The 16943-nt window shown below is 57.9% G+C and carries 16 protein-coding genes and 3 tRNA genes; 4 read left to right on the top strand and 15 right to left on the bottom strand.

What is annotated here, in order from left to right:
- Positions 1–10: 10 nt before the first annotated feature.
- Together Q0X21_RS00670 and Q0X21_RS00675 are read right to left on the bottom strand one after the other, a co-directional pair.
- Positions 11–655, bottom strand: a complete 645-nt coding sequence (locus Q0X21_RS00670; protein ID WP_297849764.1) for a uracil-DNA glycosylase — start codon at positions 653–655, stop codon at positions 11–13.
- Positions 652–1632 (bottom strand): thiamine-phosphate kinase, encoded by a 981-nt coding sequence (locus Q0X21_RS00675; protein WP_297849765.1) that lies wholly within the window; start codon positions 1630–1632, stop codon positions 652–654. Before Q0X21_RS00675 ends, Q0X21_RS00670 begins: the two co-directional genes overlap by 4 nt.
- Positions 1633–1688: 56 nt before the next feature.
- Here Q0X21_RS00675 and Q0X21_RS00680 point away from each other — a divergent pair, with 56 nt between their 5' ends.
- Positions 1689–2708: a DUF3515 domain-containing protein gene (locus Q0X21_RS00680; RefSeq protein ID WP_297849766.1), complete on the top strand. Its 1020-nt coding sequence runs from the start codon at positions 1689–1691 to the stop codon at positions 2706–2708.
- On the opposite strand, the gene Q0X21_RS00685 is transcribed toward Q0X21_RS00680, so the two are convergent.
- Both Q0X21_RS00685 and Q0X21_RS00690 read right to left on the bottom strand, forming a co-directional pair.
- On the bottom strand, positions 2680–3744 hold the full coding sequence (locus tag Q0X21_RS00685) for a D-alanine--D-alanine ligase family protein (protein WP_297849767.1): 1065 nt from the start codon (positions 3742–3744) through the stop codon (positions 2680–2682). The genes Q0X21_RS00680 and Q0X21_RS00685 overlap by 29 nt on opposite strands.
- A gap of 20 nt (positions 3745–3764) precedes the next feature.
- Positions 3765–4763 (bottom strand): NAD(P)H-dependent glycerol-3-phosphate dehydrogenase, encoded by a 999-nt coding sequence (locus Q0X21_RS00690; RefSeq protein ID WP_297849768.1) that lies wholly within the window; start codon positions 4761–4763, stop codon positions 3765–3767.
- Positions 4764–4882: 119 nt separating this feature from the next.
- On the opposite strand from Q0X21_RS00690, the gene Q0X21_RS00695 reads away from it, so the two are divergent.
- Positions 4883–5890 carry a bifunctional NUDIX hydrolase/histidine phosphatase family protein gene (locus Q0X21_RS00695; RefSeq protein ID WP_297849769.1) on the top strand — a complete coding sequence of 336 codons (1008 nt, stop codon included), beginning with the start codon at positions 4883–4885 and terminating at the stop codon, positions 5888–5890.
- Here the strand turns inward: Q0X21_RS00695 and leuD are convergent.
- Positions 5887–6477 (bottom strand): 3-isopropylmalate dehydratase small subunit, encoded by a 591-nt coding sequence (leuD, locus tag Q0X21_RS00700; protein WP_297849770.1) that lies wholly within the window; start codon positions 6475–6477, stop codon positions 5887–5889. The two genes, Q0X21_RS00695 and leuD, sit on opposite strands and share 4 nt — an antisense overlap.
- A 27-nt stretch (positions 6478–6504) precedes the next feature.
- On the bottom strand, positions 6505–7935 hold the full coding sequence (leuC, locus tag Q0X21_RS00705) for a 3-isopropylmalate dehydratase large subunit (RefSeq protein WP_297849771.1): 1431 nt from the start codon (positions 7933–7935) through the stop codon (positions 6505–6507).
- A 145-nt stretch (positions 7936–8080) separates the two neighbouring features.
- Here leuC and Q0X21_RS00710 point away from each other — a divergent pair, with 145 nt between their 5' ends.
- Positions 8081–8797 (top strand): IclR family transcriptional regulator, encoded by a 717-nt coding sequence (locus tag Q0X21_RS00710; RefSeq protein ID WP_297849772.1) that lies wholly within the window; start codon positions 8081–8083, stop codon positions 8795–8797.
- Positions 8798–8811: 14 nt separating this feature from the next.
- Positions 8812–9246, top strand: a complete 435-nt coding sequence (locus Q0X21_RS00715; protein WP_297849773.1) for a carboxymuconolactone decarboxylase family protein — start codon at positions 8812–8814, stop codon at positions 9244–9246.
- A gap of 70 nt (positions 9247–9316) precedes the next feature.
- Here Q0X21_RS00715 and Q0X21_RS00720 read toward each other — a convergent pair.
- From Q0X21_RS00720 to Q0X21_RS00760, 9 genes are all read right to left on the bottom strand, one after another.
- A tRNA-Glu gene (locus tag Q0X21_RS00720) sits at positions 9317–9389 on the bottom strand.
- A gap of 65 nt (positions 9390–9454) precedes the next feature.
- The gene (locus Q0X21_RS00725) at positions 9455–10519 is read right to left on the bottom strand and encodes an ABC transporter ATP-binding protein (RefSeq protein WP_297849774.1); all 1065 of its coding nucleotides are present in this window, start codon (positions 10517–10519) and stop codon (positions 9455–9457) included.
- Complete coding sequence (locus Q0X21_RS00730; protein WP_297849775.1) at positions 10519–12129, bottom strand: iron ABC transporter permease; 1611 nt, start codon at positions 12127–12129, stop codon at positions 10519–10521. The genes Q0X21_RS00725 and Q0X21_RS00730 overlap by 1 nt, the downstream gene beginning before the upstream one ends.
- Before the next feature lie 39 nt (positions 12130–12168).
- Positions 12169–13227, bottom strand: a complete 1059-nt coding sequence (locus tag Q0X21_RS00735; protein WP_297849776.1) for an ABC transporter substrate-binding protein — start codon at positions 13225–13227, stop codon at positions 12169–12171.
- 82 nt (positions 13228–13309) lie between these two features.
- Positions 13310–13867 carry a hypothetical protein gene (locus Q0X21_RS00740; RefSeq protein WP_297849777.1) on the bottom strand — a complete coding sequence of 186 codons (558 nt, stop codon included), beginning with the start codon at positions 13865–13867 and terminating at the stop codon, positions 13310–13312.
- A gap of 66 nt (positions 13868–13933) precedes the next feature.
- Positions 13934–14006 (bottom strand) — tRNA-Glu (locus Q0X21_RS00745).
- 46 nt (positions 14007–14052) lie between these two features.
- A tRNA-Gln gene (locus Q0X21_RS00750) sits at positions 14053–14124 on the bottom strand.
- A 154-nt stretch (positions 14125–14278) separates the two neighbouring features.
- On the bottom strand, positions 14279–15769 hold the full coding sequence (gltX, locus tag Q0X21_RS00755; RefSeq protein ID WP_297849778.1) for a glutamate--tRNA ligase: 1491 nt from the start codon (positions 15767–15769) through the stop codon (positions 14279–14281).
- 25 nt (positions 15770–15794) lie between these two features.
- Positions 15795–16883 (bottom strand): PHB depolymerase family esterase, encoded by a 1089-nt coding sequence (locus tag Q0X21_RS00760; RefSeq protein ID WP_297849779.1) that lies wholly within the window; start codon positions 16881–16883, stop codon positions 15795–15797.
- Between the last annotated feature and the right edge of the window lie 60 nt (positions 16884–16943).

Raw genomic sequence — 16943 nt, forward strand, 5'->3', positions numbered from 1 at the left:
GAGCCTTACTCTACAGTGCCCAGTCGACACCGTCCGCGCCCTGCGCACGGAGTGCCTCATTAGCACGGGAAAACGGACGCGAGCCGAAGAATCCTCGGTGCGCAGCCAGCGGAGAAGGGTGGGCGGACTCAATGCAGGGGGTATCACCCAAGAATCGCTTCGTAGTTTGCGCATCACGGCCCCACAGAATGGCAACGAGTGGTGCGTCACGGTCCGCGAGCGCGCGAATCGCCGTTTCAGTGACTTCTTCCCAACCGACGCGACGGTGAGAACCGGGCTGACCAGGAGCTACCGTGAGCACTCGATTAAGCAACAGGATTCCCTGGCTGGCCCATGAAGACAAATCACCGTCTTGGCGAGGTGGGATGCCTAGATCATCCTGCAGTTCCTTGTAGATATTCACCAGCGAGCGCGGGGCAGGAACGCCAGGTTGAGTGGAAAAACTCAGCCCCATCGGGTGTCCGGGCGTCGGGTATGGGTCCTGCCCCACGATCAATACCCGGACGTCATCAAAGGGGTCAGCAAAGGCGCGCAAGATATCGTTGCCCGCCGGCAAGTATGCAGGCTGCTCGCGCAGGAAATTCCCGATCGTATGGATTGTGTCTTCGACCGGTGCCAATGGTTCTTGCCATGAGGGGTGCACAGGCAAACTCATGCGAAGCTCTCCCATCCTTGGCTGTACTTCGGTGCCTGGCCATCGACCTTGACGCCTGGTTCCTCATCGGTGCCGAGCTTGGACACAGACCCGATCGTGCGGAAGCCAACGGGTGCTTCCCCATTAAGCGTGCCCAATAAGGTGTGGTCTTCTCCCCCTTCGCAGACCCACTGCCACGGGTCGTGCGACAAGAATTCGCCGGCACGCTGAAGGAGTTCATCGGGAGCCACCGTCGCGGAGTCCAGATTGATCCGCATCCCGGAGCGCTCAGCAATCATCCGGAGATCGTGCAGCAGACCATCGGAATTGTCAGTCATGCTCGTTGCCCCCGCTGAGCGTGCGACCACGCCAGCACCCGGAGTGATCGTTGGGGCTTGGTAGGCCTGCACGAGTGGCTCGAATTCGCTTGGGATGTCCAGCCCGGATTCCAGCAACGCTAGACCAGCGGCCGAGTAACCGATCGCGCCATGCGCAACGACGTTCTGGCCAGCGCGAGCACCATCCAGTGTCAGTGGCGGACGATTGCCACCGAGGGATCCAATGGCGGTGATCGACATGACAAGACTGTCGCCTGATGTGACATCACCACCAACGAGCTCGGCGGCGTATTTCTCTACTTCGTGCCCAATCCCCTGAGCGAGGTCTTTGACCACAGCAACAGGCAGGTGTTTCGGTGCGGATAGCGAGAGCAATGCCGCGATCGGGCGTGCCCCCATGGCCTCAACATCGGCGAAATTTTGCACAATCGCTTTTCGGCCCACGTGCCACGGAGTGGTCACATCCCATCGAAAATGGCGCCCTTCAACCAACATGTCGGTCGTGGCCACGACCCGGGAATTCGGTGAAGAGCGGTGCAGAACTGCAGCATCATCGCCATTGACAGCGGATGGAGTCGCCTCTGTGATTGCCGCAATCACCGCGTGTTCGCCGACGTCCCCGAGCGTGGGGCCGTCCGTTGGGTAACCGATCTGGATCACAGTCCTAAAAGGGGCCTTTCCGTCGTATTCGACATTGACGCATAAGATGAGCCGCTATGAGCACCAGGCACACTACCGATGAACAGCATGTCAGCCACAGTGAATTCAATCAGCACAATGGCGGGACCACAGAACAGACAGGTGTCATGCGTCGTCCTCTGATTGTGCTCAGCTTGGTGCTTGCTCTGTTGCTCGTCGCCGGTGTGCTGGTCGGCTCGAAGTTGTACCTTCAGAAGCTTAACAATCAGCCTGTCGCGCTAGCAGAGTTGCCATCGCCCGAAGCAGATAGCCCACAGTGCGCCGAGCTTATCGACGGCCTCCCGGACACAGTCGCCGGCCACTCCCGCGCAACCCTGGCAGATCCTGCACCAGCAGGAGCCGCCGTGTGGCAGACGTCTTCCGCCCAACGCGTGACACTGCGCTGCGGTGTTGATGCACCATTGCAGTACACGGAGCTAACGCAGACACACGAGCTCGGTGGTGCGGAATGGATAAAGGTCACGGACCCGACACCGGGGTCGAACCTGACCACGTGGTTCACAGTGGACCGTTCCCCCGTCGTCGCTGTGACAGCTGACGATGCAGCTTTGGTCAATGATGACGCCCCAGTCGCGGACCTGAATCTCAGTGGTCTACCAGAGGAGTCCGTGGATCCGCATCGGGCGCCATTGGCAGATGTGGCGTCGATAAGCAATGCTTCAGCCGCAGATGCTGCTTGCCGCGAGCTTATGGCGCAGCTGCCTGATGAAATCGCTGAAGACTACAGTCGCCTGGATGTCACGGCGGTACATGGACTGGAGAGCAACGCCGCAGCGTGGGGTGCTGATGGCAAGGACCCACTCGTGCTGAAATGCGGTGTCGAGCCTCCTGCACATTACGAGCCTGGTGCGCAGCTCACGCAGGTCAACGACGTGCCATGGTTTGAGGATGCTGGCAGCGACAATGCCTCGCAATCCACCACCCTGTATGCCCTGGGGCGGACGACCGATATCGCGGTTTCCGTACCTGCTGGGGTGGGCGAAGGCGCTCTCACCCAGCTAAGCGAGCTTATTGCTCAGCACGTGCCAGAGCAGTAGCGATCAGCGTTTTCAACAGCTCGCCGTAAGTCATTCCTGCGGCGAGAAAGACCTGCGGGAACATCGAAATCGACGTGAACCCAGGCATGGTATTCACTTCGTTGAGCATCGGGCCGGATTCCGTGACGAAGAAATCGACGCGCGCCAGACCCTCGCAGCTCAAAGCGCGGAAAGTCTTCAGAGACAGCTCCGCGAGCTCATCATTGAGCTCATCGTCGTAGCCTGCAGGAATCGTCGCGGTGACCACATTGTCGAGGTACTTCGTTTCAAAACCGTAGAAGCCCTCATCCGAATCGGCCGTGCCGTTGAGCTTAGCCGGCGGTGACGCGACCAGCTCACCGTCCGGACGTTCAATAACGCCGACCTCGACTTCATCGCCGACGAGCTCAGCCTCAATGATCACCTTGGAATCGTAGAGGCGAGCAAAACGCACCGCGTCTTCGAGCTTGTCCCAGCTTTGCACCCGGTTAATGCCGATCGAGGATCCTCCGCGAGCCGGCTTAACAAAGACGGGCAGCCCCAAGTACTCGCGCACGTCCTCATCGATGTCTGCGAAATCCGCGTGTTCATGAAGAATGAATTCACGCGTCACCGGCACGCCTGCTGCACGCACGATCGTCTTGGTGAACTCCTTGTCCATGGAGCACGCCGAAGACAGCACGCCCGTGCCCACGTATGGCACACCTGCCAGATCGAGCAAACCTTGGATCGTGCCATCCTCACCATTGGTGCCGTGCAGCACGGGGAAAACGACATCTACAGTCGCCAGCACTTCACCAGTATTCGGGTCAAAGAACTCTCCACGACGAGCAGGATTCACCGACAGAGCCACTTCCCTGCCACCTTCCACACTGGGCAACTGCGAATCCTTGACTGGATCCGTTTCCCCAACGACCCACGTGCCATCTTGGGTAATACCAACCGGGAAGATCTCATATTCATCCCGAGGTAGTTCCGCCATGATGGCGCCAGCAGAGATGCAGGAAATGGAATGCTCGGAAGACATTCCACCGTAAATAACGGCGAGTGTGATCATGGGAACCACACTACAAGCGTTTACTCCGATTTCTTGGAGCGCCCCATCAGTGAGGCGATCATTTCATTGACATGCATGTCTCGGTGGCACACGGAGTAAACTGCTTCCGTCAAAGGCATATCTACGCCCTGCTCCAAAGCCAGCTGATAAATACTCTTTGAGCTGATCACACCCTCAGCGACCTGACCGTTCGTCGCTTTTCGTGCCTCTTCCAGCGTCATGCCTCGACCGAGACGCTCACCGAATGTGCGGTTACGCGACAGCTTCGACCCACATGTGGCCACGAGGTCGCCCAGGCCCGCAAGACCAGCGAAAGTCGGTTGCTCTGCCCCGAGCTGCATACCAAGGCGTGTGATCTCCGCCAGGCCTCGAGTAATAAGCGTGGCCTGTGTATTCTCCCCCATCTCCTTGCCAGCGGCCATACCACAAGCCAGAGCAATGACATTCTTGCAAGCACCGCCGATCTCACATCCAATGACATCGGTATTGGTGTACGGGCGAACGTATGACGTCGCACATGCAGCCTGAACGAGCTTGGCGCGATTCAAATCAGTACACGCAATGACTGTTGCGGCTGGCTGTTCATCAGCGACCTCGCGCGCCAGGTTTGGTCCCGTCAGCACAGCGATTCGCTCAGGATCAATCCCAGTGACCTCCGTGATCACCTCGCTCATCCGCTTATACGTGCCTGCTTCGATGCCTTTAGAGATCGAGACAATCGTCGAATCCGTAGGAATATGAGGAGTCCAGGCTGCAAGGTTCTCACGCATTGTCTGACTAGGCACTGCAGGGATGACAATCTGCGCAGAATCGATCGCTTCAGCAGCATCATCAGTTGCTTCAATAGTCTCCGGAAGAACGATGCCGTCGAGGTAATCCGCGTTAATGTGCGTTGTCTGGATCGCCTGCGCGAGCTCGGTGCGGCGTGCCCAGAGGCTCACGGAATTACCGGCATCAGCGAAGACTTTCGCCAGCGCTGTTCCCCATGAACCTGCGCCAAGGACTGCCACCTTGACCATACGAGCCCGCCTTTCGTTTCACTTTCGCCTGTCGAATTTGTGTCGGTCACAGTGTAGAGCACTGCCCCATTCAAAACTGGGTTATGCGCGCCCGCGTTAGATGCGAGACAATAAAGACCATGGGCAAAAAGTCGAAGATGCACGAAGACGATAAAGACCTCCAGGGCGAGAAGTTTCTTACCGGCCGCCACCAGGAGATTCCCTCAAAACCAGCCGATGAATTCGCATCCACCACGTTGGCTGCAGGTGCTGTTTTGTGGCGTGGCGATACTGAGGATCCAAGCCAAATTGAGGTCGCATGCATCCACCGCCCACGTTATGACGACTGGTCGCTAGCCAAGGGCAAGGTTGACCCGGGCGAATCGATCGTGGTCACGGCAGTGCGCGAAATCAAGGAAGAAACTGGCTATGACGTGCGCTTGGGCAAGCTGCTCGGCAAGACTGTGTACCCGGTGAAGGATTCGACCAAAGTCGTCTACTACTGGACTGGCGAGGTCACTGGCGGAGAATTCGAAGCCAATGAAGAGGTCGATGAGATTCGTTGGCTCCCGTTGACCGAAGCCAAGGAAATCATGTCGTATGACTTGGATCGCCAGGTGCTTGAAAAAGCTGAGAAGCGTTTCGGGCTACCGACCACCGCGCGCATTTTGTACGTCCGCCACGGTCGTGCCCATGACCGCAAGAAGTGGGCGGGCGACGATAATTTGCGTCCGCTGGATAAGAAGGGGCGCCGTCAGTCGGAGATGCTTGTGCCGATGTTGGCGCCGTTTAGTCCTGACCGCATCTATTCCGCAGTTCCGGCTCGTTGCCAAAGCACTATTGCCCCGCTTGCCGACGAATTGAATCTGTCCGTCGAGGTGAACAAGCTCTTCGGTGATAACGGTTGGCTAGAGGACATGGTGGGAGCCCAGAAGGCATTCATGGATGTCGTAGCCGAGGGCGGCGTCAGCGTGATCTGCTCCCAGGGCGACATCATTCCAAATATGGTCGCCTGGCTGTCTGCGAATGGTCGCTTGCCCATCGATGAGGAGATCAAATCGAAGAAGGGATCTGTTTGGGTGCTCTCCTTCAACGACGGCAAGCTCACCGGTGCCGACTATTTGCCGTCGGCACTGCCGGTGCGTTAGCTAATCGACGGCTTATAAGCCGGGCGCGAGGACTCGAAGTTCTCGATGGCATCCTCGTCCCGCAGCGTCAGCCCGATGTCATCGAGGCCTTCCATGAGGCGCCAGCGAATGTAGTCGTCGATCTCGAAGGTGTAGGTATTCTCACCAACGGTGACTGTGCGGTCTTCGAGCGAAACCGTGACCTCAAGGCCTGGCTCCTGCTCGAGCTGCTTCCAGATCAGCTGGATATCCGCATCCGTCATCTGGCCTGCCAACAGTCCTGCCTTAGACGTATTGCCACGGAAGATATCAGCGAAGCGCGGGCTGAACACGGCCTTGAAGCCATAATCCATCAAGGCCCACACTGCGTGTTCGCGCGATGAGCCAGTGCCAAAATCCGGTCCGGCGAACAGCACAGAACCATCCTTGAACGCTTCCTGATTGAGCACGAAATCCGGCTCATTGGTGCGCCAGTTGGAGAACAGGCCGTCCTCGAATCCGGTGCGCGAGACCCGCTTCAGGTAAACAGCGGGAATGATCTGGTCAGTATCCACATTCGAGCGGGTCAGCGGGACGCCAACGCCGGTGTGGGTGGTGAACTTCTCCATTATTACTCCTTGACTTTCCTGCTCGAATTAGTCCAAATCAGCGGGGCTGGACAGGTGGCCGGTAATCGCGGTCGCCGCAGCAACCAGCGGGGACACCAGGTGAGTGCGCCCGCCAGGGCCCTGACGGCCTTCAAAGTTACGGTTCGACGTGGATGCGGAGCGTTCGCCCGGCTTCAGCTGGTCCGGGTTCATACCCAGGCACATCGAGCAGCCCGCGGTACGCCAATCTGCACCGAAGTCACGGAAGATCTGGTCCAGGCCTTCTTCTTCCGCCTGCTGCTTCACCATCGCTGAGGACGGCACGACCATCATGCGGGTCTCCGGGTGGATCTTCTTGCCCTTGATCACATCAGCTGCTGCGCGCAGATCCTCAATACGAGCATTGGTGCAGGACCCCAAGAAGACAGTGTCGATCTTGATGTCGCGCAATGGTGTGCCCGGCTCCAGGTCCATGTACTTCAGAGCCTTCTCGGCGGCAGCCTTCAAGGTGTCATCGCCAAAGGATTCCGGGTCCGGAACAGACTCAGCCAGTGGCAGGCCTTGGCCTGGGTTGGTGCCCCACGTGACAAACGGGGTCAATGCCGAACCATCGATTTCCACGACAGTGTCGAATTTCGCGCCTTCATCGGTGGGCAAGGTCTTCCAGTAGGCAACAGCCTCGTCCCAGTCTTTGCCCTTCGGTGCGAATTCGCGGCCCTTGACATATTCAAAAGTCTTCTCGTCTGGGGCGACCATGCCTGCACGCGCACCGCCCTCAATAGACATATTGCAGATGGTCATACGAGCTTCCATGGAGAGCTTCTCAATGGCCTCCCCACGGTATTCAATGATGTGGCCAGAACCACCATTGGTGCCGATCTTAGCAATGATGGCCAGGATCAGGTCCTTCGCGGTCACGCCCGGCTGCAGCTCGCCAGAGACCTCAACAGCCATGGTCTTGAACGGCTTGAGCGGCAGAGTCTGGGTCGCCATGACATGCTCAACTTCAGAGGTGCCAATGCCCATGCCAATGGAGCCAAACGCACCGTGCGTCGAGGTGTGCGAGTCACCACATACAATGGTCATGCCTGGCTGAGTAATGCCCAACTGCGGGCCGACTGTGTGAACGATGCCCTGCTTCACATCACCCATGGAGTGCAGGCGCACACCGAATTCCTCACAGTTCTTGCGCAGCGTGGACACCTGGGTGCGTGAAGTCAGTTCCTCAATCTCGAGCAGGTTGCCCGACCTGATCCCCACGGTGGGCACGTTGTGATCCTCAGTAGCGAGGTGCTGCTGCGGACGGCGGATCTTTCGGCCGTTCATGCGCAAACCATCAAATGCCTGAGGGGATGTAACCTCGTGGAGAAGCTGGAAGTCGATATAGATCAGATCGGGGTCTCCATTTTCACCCTTCTTGATCACGTGATCGCGCCAGACTTTCTCCGCCAGCGTCAACGGTTGTTCTTGTTGCGCCATAGTCGTTTCCTCCTCAGGCCCCAGCAATTCCGTATTGCGGGATTACAGTTTCCATTTAGTGAGACAGCTTAATACATGCCTGCACCTTCCCGCACACCGACTCCCCACATTCCCGGTCGGCCAGGCGACCATATAGTGAGATGCTATGATCCACCCTGTGGGAAATTCTGTAGAAAAGTCGGCTACCGACACCAGCTCTGGCATTAAGGTCCTCGACCGCTCGATCGCGCTTATCGACGCCGTCGCCACCGGCGACAAGACGCTCTCCGAATTGAGCGCGGAGACTGGCCTGCCACGTGCGACGACGCACCGTCTCGCCACGGCTTTGGAGATCCATCAGATTCTTGTCCGCACCGAAGCTGGTGCATGGACCATCGGGCCGGCACTCGCCCGCTACGCGGCATCCGCCCCATCGCAAATCATTGATGCAGCGAAACCGATCATGGCGGAATTGGTCGACCTGACGAATGAGTCAGTTCAGCTTTACGAGCTCACCGGCACGACTCGCACCTGCGTCGCCGCAATCGAGCCACCGAGCGGATTGACCCATACCGTGCCGGTCGGCTCGCAACTGCCTCTTGATCGCGGTTCCGCAGCCAAGATCTTTGCCGCCCACAAGCTTGTCGACGCCGCTTTCCCCGACAAAGAAATGGTCACCGTCCGCTCGACTGGTCTTGCTGAATCCGTCGCAGAACGCGAAGTCGGCCTCGCTAGTGTCTCCGCCCCGATCTACGGCCCAAACGGTGCAGTACTAGCAGTGCTTTCCATTTCCGGGCCCGTTGAAAGGCTCAAGCCGTCCCCTACCGATAAGTGGGGAAAAGAACTTCAGGCTGCAGCTCAGCAGCTAAACCAAACAATCTGAATAGGTTTCACATCATGACCAATGCAGACGCAACCGACCCACAATCCACCACGCAGTCGCAGACCGACGGCCGCTTCGACGCTGGCATTCAGATCCGTCGCGAAGTCATGGGCGATGATTTCGTTGACGCGGCACTGAGCCGCAATGCTGGCACCGATGGCGAGGAACTCCAGGAGCACGTCACTGCCACTGTTTGGGGCTCTGTTTGGACGCGTGACGGTTTGAGTCGTCGCGACCGAAGCTTGCTCAATATCGGCATGCTCGTTGCACTCCGTGCCACCGAGGAACTTCGCGGGCACGTCCGTGGCGCACTCAATAATGGTCTGACCCGCGAAGAAATCACCGAGGCGATCATCCATGCCTCGGGTTACTGCGGCGCACCCGCAGCGCTGTCCGCGATGAAGGTAGCGCAGCAGGTGCTTGAGGAAGAGCTCGGCCCTAAAGCTTGATGCTGACTTAAGTAGCAAAAAATCCAGCCCCACATTTTCGTTGTGCTGGATTCTCCGCTGTATTTCTTTGTACCCCGTACGGGATTTGAACCCGTGTTACCGCCGTGAGAGGGCGACGTCCTAGGCCGCTAGACGAACGGGGCGCGCTCGCTATTGAATGCGACCAGCTAACAGTAAATGACGCACGCCATCAAAACAAATCCCTTGGTCAGAGGGCCTTTTTCAAATAGACCAAAGGCCTTTGAATCTTCACTTCAACCCGATCGCCGACCTCAGGTTTCGGATCCACCGCCATCCGGGCACGGAATTCCGTCCCGTCGCTCTCAAGCGTTACCGAGTAGCTGGTCACTTCAAACAGCACCGAAGTGACCGTCGCCGTCACCATGGCCCCTTCCGCGCTACCTGCGTGCACCGCAGCCGGGAGCACCGCTACGGTCACCTCTTCCCCATCAGCCAGTACATCAGTGCCGGGACCACACTCAACTTCAGCAGTGCTCCATTTCAGCGCTGGCTTATCGACGACAACCTCACCACCCCGCACCACACCATCGAGCACTGTGGCATCTGCGATGAACGATGCCGTCCACGCCGTCGCAGGACGTGTCACCACTGTATGAGGAGTGTCGAATTGCTCAAGCACTCCATCGTGAAGCACAGCAATTCGATCAGCGATCGCGATCGCTTCCTTCCTATCGTGAGTGACATGAACCGTGGTCAGCTGTTTCTTCGACGTCAACGCCACGATCTCACGGCGTAGCGCATCACGGAGGGGCTCGTCGAGGGCGGACAGGGCTTCGTCGAGAAGCAAAACGCGTGGCTCCGCAACGATCGCGCGAGCTAGTGCCACACGTTGACGTTGACCACCTGAAAGCGTGTCTGGCTTGCGTTTGCCGTAGCCCGCAAGTCCGACCATCTCAAGCGTGCGCTCCACTCGCTGATTCGCCTCAGCGCGCTTGATCCCCGCTCGCCGCAGCGGATACGCCACATTGTCCGCAACACTCATGTGCGGCCACACCGCATGCTGCTGAAAGACCATGCCCATGTGGCGCTTCTCGGGAAGCGTCGAAGAGACGTCCTCTCCCCCGAGCGTGATCGTGCCTTCCGTCGGCTCGATAAAGCCCGCAATTGTCCTTAACAACGTGGTCTTGCCCGAACCAGACGGGCCCACGAGCGCAACAAATTCACCGCTTGGAATATCCAGCGAAATATCCTTCAACCCTTGCGTGCCATCCGGGAATGTGACGCCGAGGTTCTCGATGCCGATATCGCTCATTATCGCTCCTTAGCGGGGTTGCGCACCGTCGGCGCGAGCGCAGCGATGCCGATCACCACGAACATGAGCGCCAATGCAGATGCTTGATTATAATTGCCGGATTGCTGCAGGTTGAACAACTGAACACCGATCGTTGTCGTGCCCGGAGAGACCAGAAGAATCGAGATGGTCAACTCGCGCACTGCTGTCACAGCAACAAGAACCGCGCCTGACGCGACAGCTGGTAAGGCCATCCGCCCGGAAGTGTCCCACAGGGCACGAAGACGACTTGCTCCAGAGATTTGCGCGGCTTCCTCCACGCTGGTGGGAATCTTGCCCAAGGGGGCGCGCACAGCCTGCAACACCATCGCTGTGAACGCGCAAATATACGCAAGCAGAATCACCCAACCGGTGTTGTACACGCCTGTGTAGCGGCCAACGATCACCCAACCCACACCAATAATCAGACCCGGCAGCGCATTCGGCAGCAGGGTCAATAGACTCAGTGCTGTATTCGACCGTGCGCGCGTACGAGTCACCAGGATGCCGATCGCCCAACCGAAAAGCGCACACCCAAGCGCAGCTCCCGCCGCGAGCAGAACAGAGTTGAAGAAGCCGTCCTGGACACGAGGATTAGTCAGCGTGCTGGTGAAATTAGCAAAGGAAATATTCTCCAACGTGAACGGAACACCAGGTGCCGGCAGCAATGCACGGTACGTCAACCCCAAAACAGGACCGAGCGTGATCGACAGCGCGATAATCCACGTCACAATCGTTACCGGCCATTTCGCACGACCCAAGGACAGCTTCATCGTGCCACTACCAGAAACCGCGGTGGAGCCACGACGCGACACCAGATAATCCGCAACCACCGCGGCGATGCCCAACAGCATCAGCACAGTGCCAACGGTCGAAACCACCTGCAGCGGATTGTCCACCGTCCCGGACTCCATGAAGCGGTAAACCATCGTCGCCAATGTCTCGAATCGCACAGGCGAACCCAAGATCGAAGGAATACCGAAATCAGCCAAATTGGCCACAGCAGTCAACGTGAAAGCGCTCAGGAATGCCGGCCCCAAAAGCGGAATCGTCACCGTCCGCAGAACCGTTGCAGTTCCCGCACCACCGATTCTCGCGGCGAGCTCTAAGTCCGAAGGAATAGAACGCAAAGCCGCAGCCACGATGACATAGACGATCGGGTACGAGTGCAACGTCATCAGGAAGATAATGCCGTCCGCACCATAGATATCCCAGAGCGGCTCACTGAAGATGCCATTGAGCCCCTGGTTACGGCCAAAAAGCTGCAACCAAGAAATCGCGCCAACAAAAGGTGGCACCAGCAAAGGCGACAGCAAAAACAACCTCAGCACGGTTGAGCCACCAATATCGGTGCGCTCCAGAAGGATCGCTACGGTCGCACCAATCACGACAGCGGCTATCGACGACAGCAGCGTCGTATAGACCGAATTCCACGTTGCTGTGGCAAGTCCTTGCTCAATGAGAACGGGAAATTGGTTGCCGCCGAGCGCAAGCGAGATAACCATCGCCAGCGGCGCGATCAAAATCGCCGCGGCGACCAACCAAATTCCGATACGGGCAATAGAGATCCCGGGCGTAAAACGTGTGCCCACTATGAAACTGAAATCCAGACGGTGAGGGAGGTTCGGTGACTACTTGACGGAGTTCTGGAAGAAGTCGACCGAACGCTGGCGGTCGTTGGTCAGCGTCTCCTGATCCACGGTCATCAGCTCAATATCGTCAAGCTTCGGCGCATCACCAGGGGTGCCCACAGACTCAAGCACCGGCAGGTAATTCTGTTCCACAGCAAGCTTCTGAGCCTTCTCGGACAAAATGAAGTTGATGTAGCGCTGGGCCGCTTCCTTCTTCTCCGAATCCTTGAACACACCGATCGGCTCAGTGATGTACGGGGAACCTTCCGTTGCGTAGACCTCCTTGATCGGCGAACCCTTCGCAGCCAGATCACGCACGAGGTAATCCACAACAACGCCGACCGGGTGACCACCGCCAGCAATCTCCTGAGAAGTCGGTCCATTCGAAGCCGCGATCATCGGCTTATTCTTGCCCAGGTCCTCAACCCAGGTTTCACCGAGCTTCTCGTTATTCATCCACACAGTCGCATTGAATGCCGCTGCGCCAGAGACAGCCGGATCTGGCATGACGATCTTGTCCATGTATTTCTCATCCGTCAGATCAGCCCACGACTTCGGCGCATCTGCCTGATCAATGACATCGGTGTTGTACGCGATCACGGTCGGAATCAGACGGGTGCCCACGTAGTAGCCGTCCTCATCAACGACCTCCTCGAGCACCTCATCGGTGGTGACTGCGTCGAATTTCGAGAGCAGATCCTGTTCCTTGAACTCCTCAAAGGTCGGAGCATCTGCTGCCCAGATGAGGTCGCCTTCGACCTTGCCCGAAGACTTCTCAGCATCAATACGTGCCTTCAGATCGCCGGTGCCGGCACGGTACACCTGCACCTCGACGTCCGGGTTCTCCTCGGTGAAGGCCTGGTTGATCTGGTCGACCTTCTCCTCCGGCTCAGAAGTGTAGACAGTGATCACTGTCTTGTCACCTGACTGCTCGGCCGCGCCGTCATTTCCCCCATGTGCTGCGGAATCGTCAACGTCTGGTTCAGAGCAGCCGGCCAGAGTAAGTGCGGCAGCTCCGAATACAGCGACAACAGACAAAGATTTACGGGAAATGCGCATGACGAAGGAGGTCCTTTCAGTTTTTCTCAAATCGGGCTCACCGTAGCACCGACTCTGAAGTCTTGCTGGATGAAGCGTGAACCTAGCTCTCGCGCAGCTTGGAACGACGCATATCAAGCGCCAAAGCGATCCCGATCACTGCTGCATGAAGGTTCTGATCAAGCCCCTCTTGGAACACGAGACGGTAGTTCGTCTTCCCCATCAATGCTCGGCCGAACCCCGAATATTCGGCATCCACTCGTGCGAGCGGATGGCCTCCAGCAGAAAGCTGGTAGTTCAGCTGGAAGATCTCACCATCGATATTCACCGGTGGGTATCCCGCAATGTCAACGTCATATTTCGCGCCAATCCAGGCGAATTTCTTCTTGATGTGGGCTAGCTCTGTCTGTGCGCCTGTGTGTGGGTCCGCACGGTGGACGATGTAGGTGTCCCAGAACAGGTTCACCGGATCCTCGATGACGAGTACGAGATTGCCGGCTTGATCAAAGACCTCTACCCCGCGTGAAGCCTTGACCAGGTCACTCAATTTCAGCGTCTGACGGGCAGTTCCGAGGACCTGCCCCGCACCATTAGTGATGGTGAACTCATCGCGACCGATCGCTTTTGTTTGGGACACAGTGAGCATATTTTCGCGCAACATGGCCACCACGATAACGAAAAACCTCCGGCCAACTTCGTGTGAAGCGAACCGGAGGCATTCTCTTTGTACCCCGTACGGGATTTGAACCCGTGTTACCGCCGTGAGAGGGCGACGTCCTAGGCCGCTAGACGAACGGGGCATAAGGACTTTTTGTCCTGCAGAGCGCTATTGCTAGTTTTCTGCAGCTGGCCTACCAGGACTCGAACCTAGAATGACGGTACCAGAAACCGTAGTGTTGCCAATTACACCATAGGCCATCGTTTACTCAGCGCTTCCGGTGAAGTTCCGGTTGCTCTGAACAACGACGATTACTATAACCACACCGACGATACGGCACCAAATCAGCAGGTAGAAGCACTTAAAAGATGCCTTCAAATAACGCCGATGTGATTACTAATCGTTCAAAGGGAGCTACTCTGCTGCCGGAGCGAACGGAGTGACCTCCCGTGCTGCACGGAGGCGAGCCAGAGTGGACTCGCGGCCGAGCAGCTCCATGGACTCAAACAGTGGCGGCGAGACTGCTGCACCAGACACAGCGACACGGAGAGCACCGTAGGCCTTGCGCGGCTTGAGCCCCAGATCGTCGATAAGCGCGCCGCTGAGTGCGCTCTCGATATTCTCGGTGCTCCACTCCTCGATGCCCTCGAGCGCCTTAATGCCAGCCTCGAGCGGCTCAATCGCATCTTCCTTGAGATTCTTACGCGCTGCCTTCTCATCGAGCGTGAGCTCTGCATCCGGCGTGACGAGGAACTTCAACAGGCCGTATGCGTCACCCAGCATCTTGATGCGGGTCTGCACAAGATCCGCCGCGATAGCGAATTTGTCCGCCGGGTAATCAGCCGGGAAGTCCGTGTACTCGCTCAGGTAATCGCGCAGACGGTTCTTGAAGTCCTCCGGCTCGAGCATGCGGATGTGATCCGCATTGATTGCCTCAAGCTTCTTTTGATCAAAACGTGCCGGGTTGCCCAGAACGTCCTTAATGTCGAAGGCCTTAACGAATTCATCGACAGAAAAAATGTCCTGATCCGCCGAAAGCGACCAGCCCAGAAGGGCCAGGTAGTTGATCATGCCCTCCGGAATGATGCCGTTATCGCGATGGTTGAACAGGTTGGATTCCGGATCACGCTTGGACAGCTTCTTATTGCCCTGCCCCATCACGAACGGGAGGTGACCGAATTCCGGCGTGAAATCGGTGACACCAATACGCTGCAGCGCCTCGTACAGAGCGAGCTGGCGCGGAGTGGAAGACAGCAGATCCTCGCCACGGAGGACATGAGTGATGCCCATCAGCGCATCATCAACAGGGTTCACCAGTGTGTAAAGCGGTGCGCCATTGGAGCGGGCGACGACGTAGTCCGGCTGGGTCGCAGACTTGAATTCCACTTCGCCGCGGACAAGGTCATTCCACTTCCAATCCTTATCCGGCATACGCAGACGCCACACCGGCTCACGACCTTCTGCCTTGAAGGCAGCGACCTGCTCTTCGGTCAGCTCACGGTCGAAATTATCGTAGCCGAGCTGTGGGTCACGGCCAGCAGCGATGTGACGCTCCTTGACCTCTTCGGCAGTGGAATACGCCGGGTAGACCTCGCCAGCCTCAATCAGCTTGTCAAGGACGTCTTTGTAGATGTCCATGCGCTGGGACTGACGGTACGGCTCATGCGGGCCACCAGTGAGAACTCCTTCGTCCCACTCCATGCCGAGCCACTTCAGGGAATCAATGATGGCCTGGTAGGACTCTTCCGAGTCTCGGGCAGCATCGGTATCCTCAATGCGGAAAACCAGTGTTCCGCCGGTGTGCCGAGCTTGCGCCCAATTGAAAAGCGCCGTCCGGACCATTCCCACGTGGGGTGTTCCGGTCGGCGACGGGCAGAAACGTACGCGTACGGGTGCATCAGTCATGCACCCAACTTTAGCGCGCAGTCTCCTACTTGCTCACGCGGGATAGCACTGCCCACATGTCGTTCGCGGTGGACGGGTCGTACCACCAGAAGTGATTCGAGCCGTGAACCTTGATCACCTGCGTCGGCTTCTTGCATCCCGTACCAGAAACACGGGTTGCATTACGGCCCACTGGCGAGGTGTGAATGCGACCGACATTGCAGCCATTGCGCTTCTCATAGGAGTTAAACAGCTGCGGTACACCCAGGTAGCGGGTCCCGTGACGGACACCGCCGTTGTAGCGTGTCAGGGTATCGCCAGTGCCGTGGTACGCCAGGAAAGCGACCGGAATGTTCTGGCAGTTCGCATTCGTTGGCCAGTAGTACGCACCGGACACGCCAGCTACCCCGGCGAACAGATCAGCCATGTGGCATGCCGAGACAGCAGCCATACCGCCACCGGTAGACATGCCGGTTGCGTAGATGCGCTTGCGGTCAATGTTGTAGTAGCGCTGCACATCGTTGATCATTGCGCGGACGAACTTGATGTCCTGGCCTGGACGGGACGAAGCGGTCGGCGAGCCTTCCCAGGAAGCACCAATGGCGCGCGGGTACACAATAATCGCATCGCGGCCGACAGCAGATTCACGCAGACGCGAGTAGTTGCGAAAATTCTCGGTGGAATCCTGGAATGCGGAGTACCCAACCATGACCGGGATCGGGCGGGACGGGTTGTAGCTGCGCGGCACCCAGATCAGATAGGAGCGATTGCCTACGCGAATCTCACCGTTGTGTCCCGGTGCGACAGGGCGACCAGCGGTCGGACGCCAAGCACCCGAAGGTGCCGGCTTCGGTGCGGTACGTGGGGCTGCCTGAGCAGGTGCCGGAACCGGGTTATACGGAACGGAGGAACCTGCCCCCTGCGGGATCGCGCCATTGACCTGGCGAGCGACGTCATTCCATGCACGGTTGACATCATTTGCCACATTGCCGGCTGCCTGGCTGGATTGTGCAGCATATTTGTTCAGGTCCGGCAACGCCTGCGCATCAGCTGGTGCGGATGCCAGTCCAGCTACCATCAAGACACCTGCTGCTGCACCGGCGAAGCGACGGTGCCACGTATTTCCAATTTTCATTTTTAGCCTTTCAGCAAAAGAAGCCAAGCTCACGCGGGCGAAACAGCGCTAAACCCTAAT

It is taken from the genome of uncultured Corynebacterium sp., assembly GCF_947253065.1.
GTDB lineage: Bacteria > Actinomycetota > Actinomycetes > Mycobacteriales > Mycobacteriaceae > Corynebacterium.